We start from the raw sequence: 15,282 nt of genomic DNA, 5'->3' as shown, positions 1-15,282 counted from the left end.
ACGAGAGGAGAAGGCAGATGAGATCATGGATTGTCACCCTGAGCCTGCTGTTGACCATCATCATGCCAGCCGCCCAGGCCAACCCGGCCCTGGCGCAATTGCACTATCTGAGCGAGGAGTATCACCCCTTCAACTACAGCGATGAGGCGGGTCAGCCCACCGGGCTCGCGGTCGAGCTGCTGCAACAGGTGTGGCAGCAAACCCAGACGCCGCCCCAGCCCATCAGCATCCTGCCCTGGGCCCGGGGTTACTACCTGCTGACCCAAAAGCCCAATGTGGTGCTGTTTGCCACCGCCCGCACCGAGGCCCGGGATCCCCTGTTCAAATGGGCCTGCCCCATCGGCTATGCCGAAATCGTGCTGCTGGGTCTGGCCAGCCGCAAGCTGAGCCTGCAACGCCTGGAGGAGGCTCAGCAATACACCATAGGGGCGGTGCGGGCCGACGTGGGGGAGCAGCTGCTGCTCAACCACGGCTTCGACGAGCAGAAGATCATGACCGCCAACCGCCTCGCCCAGACCCTCAAGATGCTGAGCTCGGGGCGGGTCGATCTGGTCTCCACCAACAAGACCACCTTCATGAGCCTGATCGCCGCACAGCGCCTCGATCCCGCCCACTACCAGGTGGCCTGGACCCTGAGCTCGGAGCAGTTCTGCTTCGCCTTCAGCCAGGGGGTCGATGACGGCACCGTCAAGGCGTTCCAGGACGGCCTGACCCGGGTGCTGGCCAGCAGCGAATACCAGCAGATCCAGCGCAAGTACCTGCCCGCCCCCTGATCCCCCGGCAAGGGCCGCCAGCCGGCCCTTGCCCTTCCTATGCCCTGCCCTTTCCCGGCCCGGCCCGGCCACCGCCATTGGGTTGCGCTGGCGCACGAAACCCACTTTATTTCACGCCCCCGGCCAACCAAGGGGTGACGCGGACCGCCCTGGGTCCGTAAGATGGTCGAGGGTGCCTGTTGGCCCTCCTGGCAGAGAGTCAGCGGCGCACTGTGGTAGCGACAGCCAGGGGCGGTAGCGTCCCTGGCGGATGCCCCCCACACCCAACACCTATTTCACCTGGTCAGGATCAAGATGCACAACCTTGTCAAACCCATTTTCGTCATTGCCCTCTCAACCCTGCTGACCGCCTGCGGCGGCGACAAGACCACGGGCCAGGCCTGCCTTGGGGCCAACAACGACACGCTGGTGGAGAAAATGCCGGATCAGTGCAAGGCAGGGGATGCCATTGCCACCAAGCATCCGGCCTACTTCTGCGATTTCAATTACGCCGTCGCCTACAACGACTACAACTCGGCGTTCTGTATCTATGCCGGCGCCCTCAAGGCAGAAAGGATCAAGGGCAAATCATAAGCGGCGCCGCCGTCAGGCCCGGCAGACCGCTTGTCGCACTCTGGCTTGCAGTGCCAGGAGCGGCTTGGGACAACGGGCCGACCCGGCTATTTGACCCGCATCAGACGATGACAGACGTCGCCCAACGCCAGCTGCACCACCTGGGAGCGGGCCATGGCATCGACCCGGGCCAGCATCTCGGCGCTGTAGCCCTTGCGCTGCATCCACTGCATGGGCTGCTCGAAGCTGCCTTCGTTGACGATAAAGGTATCGGTGTAGGTGCCGTTCACTATGCTGACCACCCAGATGCGCTGCTGAAACTCCGACAGCCTGGCAACGAGGGTGGCCGCCTGCCGCGCGATCGCGCGAAAATGACGGATAAGGGAATGGGCCATGGGCATAGGCTCCTGCGTGGCAAAAGGGGGATATCCTAGCACCCAGGTGAGCGAACCACCATGTGCCATATCAAGCCTGTCCCACCGCCATCGCGAGGCAGGTATCTCAGAGGGAAGAGGGCGGGCTCTCGGCTTCCCCTGAGGCGCGGCGCTGGCGCTTGACCGCATACATGCTCTCATCGGCCAGCCGCAGCGCCTCCTCGACGCTGACCTCGGCCGGCATGACTGCCACCGCCCCCACGCTGGCGCCGGGATAGTGGATCACCTTGTCCCCCACTGGCAATTGCAACATGCTGTGATCGAACAAGCGCTGCCGGAAGGCCTCCACCGCCCCGTCCAGCGTCTGGGATGTCGGGAAGGGCCCCATGCCCATGGCCACAAACTCGTCACCGCCGAAGCGCGCCAACATGTCGCCGCTGCGCAAAGTTTCACTAAGTTGCCGTGCCAGGGAGGTGAGCAGTCTATCCCCCGCCTCGTGGCCATACTCGTCGTTGATGGCTTTGAAACCGTCGAGATCGACAAAGGCGATGAGCACCGTATGACCGGTCCGTTCCGACAGGGAGAACAAGCGAGTCAGCTCCAGTATCAGAGCCCGGCGATTTGGCAACCCGGTCAGGGGATCGGAGAGAGCCAACCGTGACAGCTCATCGTTGGCCCGCTGCAATTGCAGCAACAGTTGCTCCCGCTCCACCTGCTCGGCGATAAGGTGTGCAAAAAAGGCGATCAACTGCTGCGCACCCGGCACGGCAGGCTTTTGTTCGGTACTGGCGCCGCACAGGGTGCCATAGAGTGAGCCGGACGAGGTGCGTACCGGGCTACTCAGATAGGAGCGAATACCCAGCTCACTGGCCGCCAGGGACTCCCCCCAAAGGGTGGCAACGTCATCGGTGTAGCGTATCTCCTCATCGATAGCCCGGCGACACAGGGTATCGCTCCACTCCACCGTCATCCCCTCGGGGATCTGCAGCCCGGCCACATTGCGGGCATAACGGACATGCTGGGTGCTTTGCCCGAGGTCAATCTCGGTGAGATAGGTCGACTCCAGCCCGGTCACCGACTCCAGCATCTCCAGCAGGGGGCGGGTCAGGCTCTCCAGATCCCGCGCCTTGATCACCTGCTCCGAGAGCGCCAGCAATATCTTGTCCATTCCTATCTCCACTGCGTGCATGAGAGGGGCGACCAGCTTAGCCAACTCGGGATAGGCCCGACAAGCGGGAGACCTCGATAGGCCGGGAGGAAAGTCGATTTGTTCACATTCTGGCATACCCGGGACGTTGGCAGCATCGAGCGGGGTGTCCTGCTCGCCAAAGGTGAAGCTGACCCTGACCTCGCTCACTCCCTGTTGGCCAGGGATCGGGCCTGCATATCGGGGGCGGTGGCCGCAGTGGCTGCCATAGGCATCACAGACGCCAGCAGGAGCAGGGCCAGAGACGGCCCAAGTTCAACTTCATGACGTCACCTCCTTGTTGCTCTTGAAAGACAGGGGCAGCCATCAAGCCTGCTTCTGCCGTATATTGACCCCATGCCACCACGGAGGAACGCCATCTTGAAACACCTTTACGCCCTACTGCTGCTGACAACGACGGTCGTCCAGGCCAGCGAGGATTGCCGCGATCCCGTGACCCAGTCCGCCATGAACATCTGTGCGTTGCAGGAGTACAAGCAGGCCGATGCAGCGCTCAACGCCGCCTACCAGCAGCTGGTCACCAGGCTCGACAAGGCGCAGCTCGGCAGATTGAAAGGGGCCCAGCGCGCCTGGATCACCTTTCGCGATGCCCAGTGTCGCTACGAGGCCGGGGTCTATGAAGGGGGCTCGATGGAGCCCCTGATCCACAGCAGTTGCCTCACCCAGTTGACCCAGCAGCGCACCAAGGATCTGAGCGCACTGCTGGATCAGCCATGATCAGAGGCGCCAACCAGGTCAGGTACGAACTGGGGGGCAAGCAACAGACGGCTTGCCGGCACGCCGGCGAGTCATGATGTTAGCTCCCCTCACCCTGGCCCTCTCCCACAAGGGGAGAGGGGATCAGGGCGCAGGCCACCGAGGCTTAAGCAGAGCACCGAGGCTTGAGGGAGCCGAGGGAAAAGCCACCAACAAAAACCGCAGCCCTGGGGCTGCGGTTTTGTTATTGGGTCAACCGGTTGGCGCGAGCAGCGCCACCAGCCTCAGGCACGGCGCCAGCTGGTCTTACCGGCGCTGTCTTCCAGCACGATGCCCATCTCGGTGAGGCGGTTGCGGGCGGCATCCGCCGCGGCCCAGTTCTTGTCGGCGCGGGCCTGGTTACGCTGGGCGATAAGCTGCTCTATCTCGGCCACTTCGTCGTCCGCTTCGTTGCCCTTGAGGAAGGCGTCCGGATCCTGTTGCAGTATGCCGAGCACGGCGCCCAGTTCCCGCAAGCGGGCACCCAGGCCTGCGGCCACGCTCATGTCTTCGGCCTTCTGGCGGTTGATCTCGCGCACCAGATCGAACAGGGCGGAGTAGGCTTCCGGGGTGTTGAAGTCATCGTCCATGGCATCCTTGAAGCGAGCCACCTGCTCCTCGCCACCGACGGCGGCAGCCGCCGGCAAGTCGCGCAGGGCGGTGTACATGCGCTCCAGGGCGGCGCGGGCCTGCTTCAAGTTATCTTCCGAGTAGTTGAGCTGGCTGCGGTAGTGGCCGGACATCAGGAAGTAACGCACGGTTTCGGCGTCGTAGTGGGCCAGCACGTCTCGGATGGTGAAGAAGTTGCCGAGGGACTTGGACATCTTCTCCTTGTCCACCATCACCATGCCGCTGTGCATCCAGGTGTTGACGTAGTCGCCACCGTGGGCGCAGCAGGACTGGGCAATTTCGTTCTCGTGGTGGGGGAACTGCAGATCCGAGCCGCCGCCGTGGATGTCGAAGTGGTTGCCAAGGTGCTTGGCGTTCATGGCGGAGCACTCGATGTGCCAGCCGGGGCGACCCGGGCCCCAGGGGCTGTCCCAGGTCGGTTCGCCGGGCTTGGACATTTTCCACAGCACGAAGTCGAGCGGATTGCGCTTGGCATCCACCACCCCGACCCGGGCACCGGCTTGCAGCTGCTCCAGATCCTGGCCCGACAGCCTGCCGTAGTCGGCGTAGGAGTCGACGATGAACATGACGTCGCCGTTGTCGGCCACGTAGGCGTGATCCCGGGCGATCAGCTCCTCCACCATCTCGATGATTTCATGGATGTGCTGGGTGGCACGGGGTTCGATATCGGGGCGCACCATGCCGAGGGCGTCGAAATCGGCGTGCATGTCGCCAATCAGACGCTCGGTGAGATCGTCGCAGGTGACGCCGGTTTCGGCGGCGCGCTTGATGATCTTGTCGTCCACGTCGGTGACGTTGCGCACATAGTTGAGCTCATAGCCGCTGTAGCGCAGGTAACGGGCCACCACGTCGAAGGCGACGAAGGTGCGGCCGTGGCCGATGTGACAGAGATCATAGATGGTGACGCCACACACATACATGCCCACCTTGCCCGGGTGGATGGGTTTGAATTCTTCTTTTTGACGAGTGAGTGTGTTGTATATCTTCAGCATCGATGAACCACTGCCTGTGAGTGAAATGGCCTGACATTCTAACCGCATCCCCGCCAGAAAACGAGCCGGTTAAGCCCCTCGCCCGGCCCCTGTCATCAGGTGGGCGCCAGGTTTGCTGTTTGCCTGCTGCGGCGGCGCTGCACCGCGTTTATCGCACCGATTGGCAAGGCGCCCTGACGCCACCACAAGAGGGCGCATTTTTTCGCCAACGAGCCCGGCGCACCGGCAAAGTCGGCCTATCTCGCCCCGCGGCTTTGCCCGGCGGCGCCGATACGCTAGAATTGCCGCCATTGCCCGTATCACAGCCGCCATCGCGCGCTCGGGCTCGCTCCGGCACATGCCCCAGGTTTCACCCAAGAGAATGAAAGGACATATCATGGTCACTCTGCACACCAATCACGGCGACATCACCCTTACCCTGAATGCCGAAAAAGCGCCGCAAACCGTGGCCAACTTCCTGCAATACTGCCGTGACGGCCACTACGATGGCACCATCTTCCACCGCGTCATCGACGGCTTCATGATCCAGGGCGGCGGCTATGCCCCGGGCTTCGAAGAGAAAGAGACCCGCGCCCCCATCCAGAACGAAGCGGCCAACGGCCTCTCCAACAAGGTGGGCACCATCGCCATGGCCCGCACCATGGAGCCGCACTCCGCCAGCGCCCAGTTCTTCATCAACGTCAGCAACAACGACTTCCTCGACTTCAAGTCCGCCACCACCCAGGGCTTTGGCTACTGCGTGTTCGGTGAAGTGACCGCCGGCATGGACGTGGTCAACAAGATCAAGGGCGTCAAGACTGGCAACGCCGGTCGCATGCACCAGGACGTGCCGGTAGAGGATGTGGTGATCACCAAGGTGACCCTTGCCGACTGAGGCGAGTCCCCTGCCCGATGAACTGACTGCGGCCCCGGCCGCAGTTTTTCCATCTGAGCACGATTGGCGCCGCCTGGACTATCTGGCCCTGGGCAACGGGCGGCAACGCTCGGCCCATGCCCTGCTGACGGAAACGCCCCTGTGGCGGCAGTTGCAGGGGCTGTGCCTGGACGTGGCGCTGGTGAGCACGGTCGCCATCGGGCTGGATCGGCCCGGCAGCGACCTCGATATCCTCTGCCAGCACCCGGAGCCCGCCCGCCTCGCCGCACTCCTCGGCGCGCAAGGCTGGGCGGCCCGGGCCAGGGGGGAGGACATCTGGCTGATGGAACGCACCCTGACGGGCCCGGATCAGCAATGCTGGCCGGTGGAGCTCTACGTCACTCCCGCGCCCCTTGAGACCCTCAACGGCTGGCGCCATCTCACTCTGATGGCCGCTCTGCTGGCGCACCTTGGCGATGACTTTTACCGGGCGGTGCGCCGTCTTCGCCTCCTGCAAGGACTCAAGGGGGAAGCGGCCATCTGCCAGTTGCTGGCCCTGCCGGGCGACCCTTACGAGGCGCTGCTGGCCCTGGAGGGGACGGATATCGCTCTGCTCCCTTGGCCGCCCCGTTCCGCTTCATCCCTTGACCCCATTTCTGCCAACGACAGGGCCCCATGAGCACCCTCTTTATCAGCGACATTCACCTCAGTGAGGCCCGCCCCGACATGACGGCCGCCCTGCTCCACTTCCTGCAGCAGGAGGCTCCCGGGGCCGATGCCCTCTATGTGCTCGGCGATCTGTTCGAGTTCTGGATTGGAGACGACGACCCCAATCCCCTGCACCAGCAGGTGGCCGATGCCTTCCTGGCCCTCGGCAGGCGGGGCGTGCCCCTCTATTTCATCCACGGCAACCGCGACTTCCTGCTCGGCCGAGACTTTGCCAGGCGCGCCGGCATGACCCTGCTGCCCGATCCCTGCATCATCGATCTCTACGGCGCCCGCACCCTGCTCAGCCATGGCGATCTGCTCTGCACCCGGGATCTGGGTTACCAGAAGTTTCGCCGCATCACCCAGCTCAAATGGCTGCGCTGGCTCTTCCTGCGCCTGCCCCTGGCCAGACGCCGCAAGATAGCCGGCAAGCTGCGCGGTCAGAGCCAGCAGCAGAACGCCTACAAGGCCCAGGCCATCATGGACGTGACCCCGCAGGCGGTGGACAACATGCTGCGCCAGCACGGCTGCCGCCTGATGATCCACGGCCACACCCACAGGCCCGCCATCCACGAGCTGCGACTCGATGGCGCCCCCGCCCGCCGCATCGTGCTGGGGGACTGGTTCGAGCAGGGCTCCATCCTGATCTGCACCCCGGGCGGCCAGCGCCTCGAGCAGCGCTCACTGCCCACCGTCCCCAGCCCATGAACTAGGCTCTCTAGTGGGTATGAGTCCGACGGTTTCTGGCTCACTCCCCCCTGACGGCCCTGTGCCAGGGTGGCATTTGGGCCTATAGTCTGACGTCCAATCATTGATGAGGGTTTCTCCATGGGTTTCTTCTCCTGGATAGTGCTGGGTCTGATCGTGGGCATACTGGCGAAGTGGATCATGCCGGGCAAGGATGGCGGCGGTTTCATCATGACGGTGGTGCTGGGGGTGGTCGGCGCCATGGTGGGGGGCTATCTCAGCACCCTGCTCGGCATGGGCACAGTGACCGGTTTCAATCTCTCCAGCCTGATCATCGCCGTGGCCGGCGCCCTGCTGGTGCTGTTTGCCTACAAGAAGCTGCGCAGTTGAAGGCGCTTTCTGACCGACACGAGGGCGCCGCTGGCGCCCTCGCTCTTTCTTGCTTTCTGTTTCATCCCGGGCTTGCATCATTTCTAGATGAGGCGTCTAATAAGCCCCATGCCAACCCCTGACTCCCTGCCCCGTCGCCCCCGTGGCCGCCCCGCCCAGCACGGACAATCCTATGCCGATACCCGGGATCTGCTGATCCACCGCGGCATGGAGCTGCTCACCGAGCAGGGCATCGCCGCCACCTCCATCGAGCGTGTCCTGCAGTCGACCCGGATCCCCAAGGGCTCCTTCTATCACTATTTCGCCAACAAGCATGACTTCACCCTGGCGGTCATGGATGCCTATCACCACTACTTTTGCCGCAAGCTGACGCGCCATCTGGGGGATGCCAGCCTGCCTCCCCTGGCGCGCCTGGGCGCCTTCGTCGACAGCGCCTGCCGGGGCATGACCCGCTATGGGTTCCAGCGCGGCTGCCTGGTGGGCAACCTGGGTCAGGAGGTGGTGCAGCTGACTCCGGCGCTGCGCCTTCGCCTCGAGCAGATCCTCTGCGACTGGGAAGCCCTGCTGGCCCTGTGTCTGGAGGAGGCGGTAGCGACGGGGGCGCTGCCCCCGAGCTGCGACTGCCCCGCCCTCGCCCATCAGTTCTGGATCGGCTGGGAAGGCGCCGTGCTGCGCGCACGCCTGGTGGGCAGTACCGAGCCCATGCTCTCTTTTCTTAATTTTTTCATGAAGTTAGCCAGGTAATTTTTTAACGCTTATTAATAATCAACCAGTCCAATTATTGGAGGAGACAAGATGTTCAAGGGTATCCTGATCGAAAAAGACGAGGCGGGTTATCGCGCCGCCTACCAGAGCATCCCCGAGGAGATGTTGCCTGAGGGGGATGTGACCGTGGCGGTGGAGTGGTCTTCCCTCAACTACAAGGACGGTCTGGCCCTCACCGGCGCCGCCCCCGTGGTGCGCCGCTTCCCCCTGATCCCCGGCATCGACTTTGCCGGCACAGTGCAAGAGAGCCGGCACCCCGACTGGCGTCCCGGCGACAAGGTGGTACTCAACGGCTGGGGCGTGGGTGAGACCCACAGCGGCGGGCTGGCCGAGTTGGCAAGGGTCAAGGGGGACTGGCTGGTGCCCCTGCCTGAGCGCTTCAGCACCCGGGACGCCATGGCCATCGGCACCGCCGGTTACACCGCCATGCTCTGCGTGATGGCGTTGGAGAAGCACGGCGTTACCCCCGGGGACGGCGACATACTGGTGACCGGCGCCAACGGCGGCGTCGGCAGCGTGGCGATCGCCCTCCTGGCCAAGCTGGGCTACCGGGTCGTGGCCGCCACGGGGCGCCTGAACGAGGCCGATTATCTCAGCTCCCTCGGCGCCGCCGAGGTGATCGATCGCGCCGAGCTGGCAGAGCCGGGCCGCCCCCTGGGCAAGGAGCGCTGGGCCGGGGTCATCGACACCGTCGGCAGCCACACCCTGGCCAATGCCTGCGCCACCACCCGCTACGGCGGCGCCGTGGCCGCCTGCGGCCTGGCGGGGGGCATGGACCTCCCCTCCACCGTCATGCCCTTCATCCTGCGCGGCGTCACCCTCTATGGCATCGACAGCGTGATGGCGCCGCGCCCGCTGCGCCAGCAGGCCTGGACCCGGCTGGCCCAGGATCTCGACCTGAGCCGCCTCGGCCTCATCACCCGGGAAGTGCCCCTCTCAGGGGTCGTGGCCCTGGGTGACGCCTTCCTGACAGGCCAGGTTCGCGGCCGGATCCTGGTCAACATCCAGGAGTAATGGCTGACTCAGCCTGAGCGGGAGCGCCTCCCATCGCGCGGCGATCCCCTCTGCGGCCATCGACCGCCATGTCCACAAGGCCCCCATGGGGCCTTTGCTCCCTCTATGCCCCACGGTTCCGGCCACGCCTTCGGGTCGAACTCGGCGAGCCACTGGCCGGCTGTCTGCCCCCCTACAGCCATTGGTCTTCCGCCAGATCACCGTGATGCGCCGGTTATGCGGCGATGCAGGGCAATGGCGTAACGGCGGGATCGGCATCTATCGGGGTGAGCAATGGGTGCATATGGCCCCCCATGACTCAGGTTCCGCGCCTGATGGAACAACTGATGCAATGGTTGGCAGAAACAGAGGCCCATCCCTTGATCGCCTCTTGTGCCTTGCACTACGAGTTGGCGTTTATCCACCCCTTTTCCGATGGACATGGCCGTATGGGGCGCTTATGACAAACGGTGATCTTGAGCCGCTGGCAACCCGTGATGGCCTTCCTGCCGGTGGCAGCGATCATCAATGCGCGCCAAGAGCCCTACTACCACCCATTGAGTCAGGCCGACAGGCTGAGTGACTATTCTGTTTCTGCTGGAGGCGCTGCGAGATGCCCCGAGGCGATTGCCGCGCAACCGGCATCACAGTCAACATATCGGCAAGAAATGCGGGTAGAAACGCCGGTAGAAATGCGGGTGTAAATGCTTCGCGGCTCCGCATCCATGCCGTAGCCAGCGCCATGTGGGTCGATGGGAGTTGAGCTCGTTGATTGTCGTGCCCTACCACTGGCCCGCGAGCAGAAAACGTTGTGGTACCGTGTTTTTTGGCCGTGCCCGCGTGAGAGTGCGATCGAGCACTACAACGGGAGGCTATCAGTAGCACGATGAAAGGGCCTTTATTAGAATGGCCGCTGGATTAGAATGGCCGCTGGCCTTTATCAATTAGTGTGCCCAGATGATCATTGATATCCCCACCATGTTTATGATGCTCATCGCAGCCAGCGTGACCCTGACGTGTTCAGTTGGCTGGGTCACCCGCGCCAAAGACGAGAAAGAGCTACTGCTCTGGACGCTCGGGCTGGCCTTGCAGACGCTGGTCTTCACGCTGTTCTTCTTGCGTAACCAGATACATGACTTCTTGTCTGTATTGGTAGCGAACACGGCGTTATCCGCGAGTCTCTCGTTCTTCTTAGCGGCCGTCGTGGTGTTTCAGCAGCGCCGCCTGTCGCGCTTGTGGTTCTACGCCCCTCCCTTGTTGTTGGCGGCGACGTTCAGCTTTTTCATGGATGATATCGGTGCCCGCATCATGATTTGTGGCGCCATCTGCAGTGCGCAGTGTCTGTTCATGCTGATCACCTTGCTGGATAGGCGAGTGGTGATGATCGGGCGCGGCAAGTATCTGATTGCTATTGGGTTGAGCCTCTCGATCACCGTGCTGACCCTGCGATTTTTCAGCGTGATGTTTTACCCCAACGACATCTCCAGCCTGCTACGCACCACCCCCATTCAAGTGGTCACTTTTTTGGCGACCTTTATCACTTTGCTCCTGATGTCCAATGGTTTTGTGTTGATGATCAAGGAGCGTGCGGATGAGCAAATCCGTCAGCTGGCCATGAAGGATCGCCTCACAGGGATTTGGAGCCGGGGACATATAGAGGAGGCCGCCAAGCAGGAGATGGCGCGATTCGAACGCTACGGCCATACGGTCTCGTTGATCATGATGGACTTGGACTATTTCAAGCAGATTAATGACAAATTCGGTCACGGGGCGGGCGACATCGCCCTCAAAGAGTTCTGCGTCGTGGTGCAGGGCTGCATCCGTACCACCGATTTACTGGGGCGCTGGGGAGGTGAGGAATTTCTACTGTTGCTTCCCAACAGCGGTTTTGCCAATGCGGCACCATTGGCGGAACGGATCCGGAGTGCTATCGAGCAATATCCGTTTTCAAACGGGTTACACATCACCGCCAGCTTTGGCTTGGCGGTCTGTCAATCGACGGACAGTTGGGATTCCTGGTTGGAGCGCACCGATCAAGCACTCTACCGTGCCAAAGCCGCAGGCCGCAATCGGGTGGAAAACGAGACCCTGGACGATGAGCCGGGTCAGATCACTTCCCCCTACCCCAATCTGGTGCACCTAGTGTGGCGCAGTACCTATGAATCGGGTATCACTTTGATCGATAACCAGCATCGCAGCTTGTTTGAGCAAACGAACACCTTGCTGCAGGCACTGCTGGAGTCGCAACCTAAGCCTGACATCGCCCGCCTCATTGCGCAGCTAGTGTCGGACATTGAGCAGCATTTCCATGATGAAGAGGCACTCTTCCAGCAGGAAGGCTATGTGGAAGGTAGCGCTCACAGCCAGCTCCACTCCCAGCTGTTGGCGCGGTCACAGCGCTTGTTAGATCGTTTCGAGCACGATCAGGTCGAAGCGGGGGAGTTACTGCATTTTCTGGCTTATGAAGTGGTCGCCCAACATATCCTGCTGGAGGATCGCAAATATTTCACCTCGCTCAAGCGCCTGGCCATCGCCTGACCAAGTCCCCCATCACGGCCCAATCACACGCCCTCGCCGATGTTGGAATGCAGAACCCGTTGTTTGCAGCGAGTCGCAGGAAGTCGTCAGTCGCTTAGCCAAGAAATGGGCAAAAAAGGAAAAGTGAGAGAGGGGAAGCGCTGGGGAGCAGAAACAAAAACGACGCAATAAAGCGTCGTATCTGTTTAATCTGTAAGACTTTTTTTCTTCAATCTTAATGGTGCCGAGGCCGGAATCGAACCGGCACGCCTCGAAAAGCGAGGGATTTTAAATCAAAGGGCCTCGTTTGCATCTTATTGCATGAAATAGCAAGTAGATGGAGCGAGTGACACCGCTAATTCACAACGAATGGCACCACGTCATAGGGCATCGCATACTGCTTATCACAGAATTCGCAAAGATACGCCGCCGTGTTGGTCTTGCCCCCGATCTGATAATCTCTGAGCCTTCGCATTTGCAATCGTTTCAGTCGGAGTCCCCCATGGCAGCCTATTCCCCTCCCTTCACCCTGACCCACGCCATGTTGAGCCGGGTGGCGGAGATCGCAGAATTGGTGGGGCAATGGCGCTCGACGCAGAGCTCGCAAGTCCCCATGCTGCGCCGGGAAAACCGGATCCGCACCATCCAGGCATCCCTGGCTATCGAGCACAACACCCTGAGCCTGGATCAAGTCACGGCAGTGATCGATGGCAAACCTGTACTGGGATTACCCCGTGAGATCCAGGAGGTGCGCAATGCCTTTGCCGCTTATGAAGCAATGTCGACTTGGGCACCTACCTCTTCTGCGGATTTGCTCAGGGCCCATGGACGCTTGATGCACGGGTTATGCGACGATGCAGGACAATGGCGTAGCAGTGGGGTCGGCATCTATCGGGGTGAGCAATTAGTGCATATGGCTCCCCCCGCGACTCAGGTTTCACGTCTGATGGAACAACTGATGCAATGGTTGGCAGAAACAGAGGCCCATCCCTTGATCGCCTCTTGTGCCTTGCACTACGAGTTGGAGTTTATCCACCCCTTTTCCGATGGAAATGGCCGTATGGGACGCTTGTGGCAAACGGTGATCTTGAGCCGTTGGCAACCAGTGATGGCCTTCCTGCCGGTGGAAGCGATCATCAAAGAGCGCCAAGAGCACTACTACCACCAATTAAGTCAGGCCGACAGGCTGAGTGACTACACCGATTTTATTCTGTTTCTGCTAGAGGCGCTGCGAGATGCGTTGACCGAGGCGATTGCCGCGCAACCGGCATCACAGTTCACACAGCTGGAAAAAACGCGGGTAGAAACGCCGGTAGAAATGAAGGTAGAAATGCGGGCAAAAACACCGGATGCAGTGTTGGCGCTCTTGGCGAGCGAGCCTGCCCTGACCCTGACACAAGTAGCCGAGCGGATAGGCAGATCGACCAGCACGGTGGAGCGGGCGGTGGCGGCGTTGGTTAAGGCGGGACGATTACGCTTTGTTGGTCCGCGCAAGGGTGGGCATTGGGAAGTGTTGTCATAGGACAGCTTGCTAATGCCACCGAGTGTGTTACTACAGCCGCCCAGCTTCCGGGTCGCATCAGTAAACATACAACCAGCCAAGTAAACCCTAGCGCAACGAACCCCATTTGCGCACAAAAGGGGCGCAGTAACTCTCTGTTTTATCTCACTAACACCACAAGGTGTAAGATCTCCATTGGGGATAATCAGATACTGTGATACTTGCCCCACATCCCAATGGATAGACTCCTATAGGTCAGCTAACCTGACCTCACCACATCCCCAAAAAGACGCATGAAATGGAATTCTCGTCGCTCGCGGTATCTGTTCTGGCAACTACTGGCTTGTTCTTGTGCCCAATATTCTTATCTGTCGGGATCATCTTGTTAATAAGAAAAAGGCTTCGCTCACATAGGGTCAGCCCGTTGACCGCCGACCTGCTCAGGCCAGCGGGTCACACCCTGCAACAGCAAATCCAGGACCTGCAGATAGACCTCTTTTCCCAAATGCTATTCACGCCATTGACCATGATGATGATCGGGTTCTACCTTTTGTTACAGAGCTACATCGATAAGAGAGCTATGAGCACGACTGTGATGCTGATTTCCGGGGTCGTTATGCTGGGCCTCTTTATCTATGGCACAACCAAAACTTACAAAATGGCCAACAAGGTTCAGCACCTCAAGCTGGGTTACTCCTGTGAACTGGCAGTGGGTCAGGAGTTGGACCAAATCGTTAGGCCCCAACAGCACCCCTATCGGGTTTACCACGATATCCCGTTTGATGGATTCAATGTCGACCATTTGATCATCTGCCCTAACGGGGTCTTTGTCATCGAGACTAAAGGCCGCTCCAAACCCATCAACAATGGAGAAAAACAGTTCAAGGTTCGGGTCGAAAATGATGCGCTTCACTTCCCAAACCATGTTGAAAAAGCCCCACTCGAACAGGTCCGCCGTAACGTCACCACAGTGCGTAACTGGCTCAACAGTGCAACTGGGACCGAAGTCCCGGTAGGTGGCGTTCTGGTTCTGCCTGGCTGGTTTGTGGATTTACGCCAGAAGATCACCTTCCCCTACATCGTCAGTGCCGCTGCACTCCCCAAGCAACTCCCCCAATTTAGGGCAGGCTCACTAGAACTGGCCCAGATCCAGGCCATCGCGCACCAGGTAGAGCAAAAAGTACGGGACGTTGCCAAGGCTGGCTAAGAGATCTTCATTGCCGACTGATACGCCATCAGTCAGCAAACTTATCCCTCCACCCTTGAATGCCCCTCAGTTTGAAGCTCTTGGGGTATAGAGGAATACATGGGAATTCGCAGCGATGAAATTGAAGTCACCCATTGCAGGTAAAAAGCCAGCGGCGCTATTGTACTAATTCTTTTTTTGCACAAGGAGTGTGCTCGATGTCTATCTCGCCTATGGATCTCGCAACTTATTACGGTGTCGATGACATTCCTGCTGCCCTATCGATAGGCGATGGTAATCCCCCCATTTTTAGGGGCATTCAAAAGTAGAGGTCATGCAGCCTTTGTCAGATGCTGCTTTGGGGTATAACCATCCAGCGCCATATTGGGCCGCTCATGGTTATAAACCCATAGCCATTG

The 15,282-nt window shown here is 60.6% G+C and carries 16 protein-coding genes and 1 tRNA gene; 13 read left to right on the top strand and 4 right to left on the bottom strand.

Going from position 1 to position 15,282, the window contains the following annotated elements:
• Positions 1–17: 17 nt before the first annotated feature.
• Both ACLHZ1_RS11710 and ACLHZ1_RS11705 read left to right on the top strand, forming a co-directional pair.
• Positions 18–773 (top strand): substrate-binding periplasmic protein, encoded by a 756-nt coding sequence (locus tag ACLHZ1_RS11710; RefSeq protein ID WP_427262233.1) that lies wholly within the window; start codon positions 18–20, stop codon positions 771–773.
• 294 nt (positions 774–1,067) lie between these two features.
• Entirely contained in the window at positions 1,068–1,346 is a 279-nt protein-coding gene (locus ACLHZ1_RS11705) for a hypothetical protein (protein ID WP_408794744.1), read from the top strand.
• A gap of 86 nt (positions 1,347–1,432) precedes the next feature.
• On the opposite strand, the gene ACLHZ1_RS11700 is transcribed toward ACLHZ1_RS11705, so the two are convergent.
• Complete coding sequence (locus ACLHZ1_RS11700; RefSeq protein ID WP_427262232.1) at positions 1,433–1,720, bottom strand: hypothetical protein; 288 nt, start codon at positions 1,718–1,720, stop codon at positions 1,433–1,435.
• A gap of 106 nt (positions 1,721–1,826) precedes the next feature.
• Entirely contained in the window at positions 1,827–2,867 is a 1,041-nt protein-coding gene (locus tag ACLHZ1_RS11695; RefSeq protein ID WP_427262231.1) for a GGDEF domain-containing protein, read from the bottom strand.
• A gap of 399 nt (positions 2,868–3,266) precedes the next feature.
• On the opposite strand from ACLHZ1_RS11695, the gene ACLHZ1_RS11690 reads away from it, so the two are divergent.
• A complete protein-coding gene (locus ACLHZ1_RS11690) occupies positions 3,267–3,623 on the top strand; it encodes a lysozyme inhibitor LprI family protein (RefSeq protein ID WP_427262230.1) in 357 nt (118 codons plus the stop codon).
• A gap of 263 nt (positions 3,624–3,886) precedes the next feature.
• On the opposite strand, the gene cysS is transcribed toward ACLHZ1_RS11690, so the two are convergent.
• Complete coding sequence (cysS, locus tag ACLHZ1_RS11685; protein ID WP_427262229.1) at positions 3,887–5,263, bottom strand: cysteine--tRNA ligase; 1,377 nt, start codon at positions 5,261–5,263, stop codon at positions 3,887–3,889.
• Between the two features lie 376 nt (positions 5,264–5,639).
• Here cysS and ACLHZ1_RS11680 point away from each other — a divergent pair, with 376 nt between their 5' ends.
• The 8 genes from ACLHZ1_RS11680 (at position 5,640) to ACLHZ1_RS11645 (ending at position 12,197) form a co-directional block, all read left to right on the top strand.
• The gene (locus ACLHZ1_RS11680; protein ID WP_408773038.1) at positions 5,640–6,137 is read left to right on the top strand and encodes a peptidylprolyl isomerase; all 498 of its coding nucleotides are present in this window, start codon (positions 5,640–5,642) and stop codon (positions 6,135–6,137) included.
• Positions 6,127–6,795, top strand: coding sequence for a DUF4269 domain-containing protein (locus ACLHZ1_RS11675; RefSeq protein ID WP_427262228.1), 669 nt, complete (start codon positions 6,127–6,129; stop codon positions 6,793–6,795). The genes ACLHZ1_RS11680 and ACLHZ1_RS11675 overlap by 11 nt, the downstream gene beginning before the upstream one ends.
• Positions 6,792–7,532, top strand: coding sequence for a UDP-2,3-diacylglucosamine diphosphatase (gene lpxH, locus ACLHZ1_RS11670; protein WP_427262227.1), 741 nt, complete (start codon positions 6,792–6,794; stop codon positions 7,530–7,532). Before ACLHZ1_RS11675 ends, lpxH begins: the two co-directional genes overlap by 4 nt.
• Positions 7,533–7,652: 120 nt before the next feature.
• Entirely contained in the window at positions 7,653–7,901 is a 249-nt protein-coding gene (locus tag ACLHZ1_RS11665; protein ID WP_408794726.1) for a GlsB/YeaQ/YmgE family stress response membrane protein, read from the top strand.
• A 108-nt stretch (positions 7,902–8,009) separates the two neighbouring features.
• Positions 8,010–8,645: a TetR/AcrR family transcriptional regulator gene (locus ACLHZ1_RS11660; protein WP_427262226.1), complete on the top strand. Its 636-nt coding sequence runs from the start codon at positions 8,010–8,012 to the stop codon at positions 8,643–8,645.
• Between the two features lie 51 nt (positions 8,646–8,696).
• The gene (locus tag ACLHZ1_RS11655; RefSeq protein ID WP_427262225.1) at positions 8,697–9,680 is read left to right on the top strand and encodes an MDR family oxidoreductase; all 984 of its coding nucleotides are present in this window, start codon (positions 8,697–8,699) and stop codon (positions 9,678–9,680) included.
• A 224-nt stretch (positions 9,681–9,904) separates the two neighbouring features.
• Complete coding sequence (locus ACLHZ1_RS11650; RefSeq protein WP_427262224.1) at positions 9,905–10,123, top strand: Fic family protein; 219 nt, start codon at positions 9,905–9,907, stop codon at positions 10,121–10,123.
• Positions 10,124–10,616: 493 nt separating this feature from the next.
• Positions 10,617–12,197: a diguanylate cyclase gene (locus ACLHZ1_RS11645; protein ID WP_427262223.1), complete on the top strand. Its 1,581-nt coding sequence runs from the start codon at positions 10,617–10,619 to the stop codon at positions 12,195–12,197.
• Positions 12,198–12,415: 218 nt separating this feature from the next.
• On the opposite strand, the gene ACLHZ1_RS11640 is transcribed toward ACLHZ1_RS11645, so the two are convergent.
• Positions 12,416–12,553: transfer RNA gene (locus tag ACLHZ1_RS11640), tRNA-Leu, on the bottom strand.
• 125 nt (positions 12,554–12,678) lie between these two features.
• On the opposite strand from ACLHZ1_RS11640, the gene ACLHZ1_RS11635 reads away from it, so the two are divergent.
• The gene (locus ACLHZ1_RS11635; RefSeq protein WP_427262222.1) at positions 12,679–13,698 is read left to right on the top strand and encodes a Fic family protein; all 1,020 of its coding nucleotides are present in this window, start codon (positions 12,679–12,681) and stop codon (positions 13,696–13,698) included.
• A 403-nt stretch (positions 13,699–14,101) separates the two neighbouring features.
• Complete coding sequence (locus ACLHZ1_RS11630; protein ID WP_240453125.1) at positions 14,102–14,884, top strand: nuclease-related domain-containing protein; 783 nt, start codon at positions 14,102–14,104, stop codon at positions 14,882–14,884.
• Positions 14,885–15,282: the final 398 nt, after the last annotated feature.

It is taken from the genome of Aeromonas sobria (genome assembly GCF_050266975.1).
GTDB classification, from domain to species: domain Bacteria; phylum Pseudomonadota; class Gammaproteobacteria; order Enterobacterales; family Aeromonadaceae; genus Aeromonas; species Aeromonas sobria_B.
This window is presented reverse-complemented; position numbering and strand designations above follow the sequence as displayed.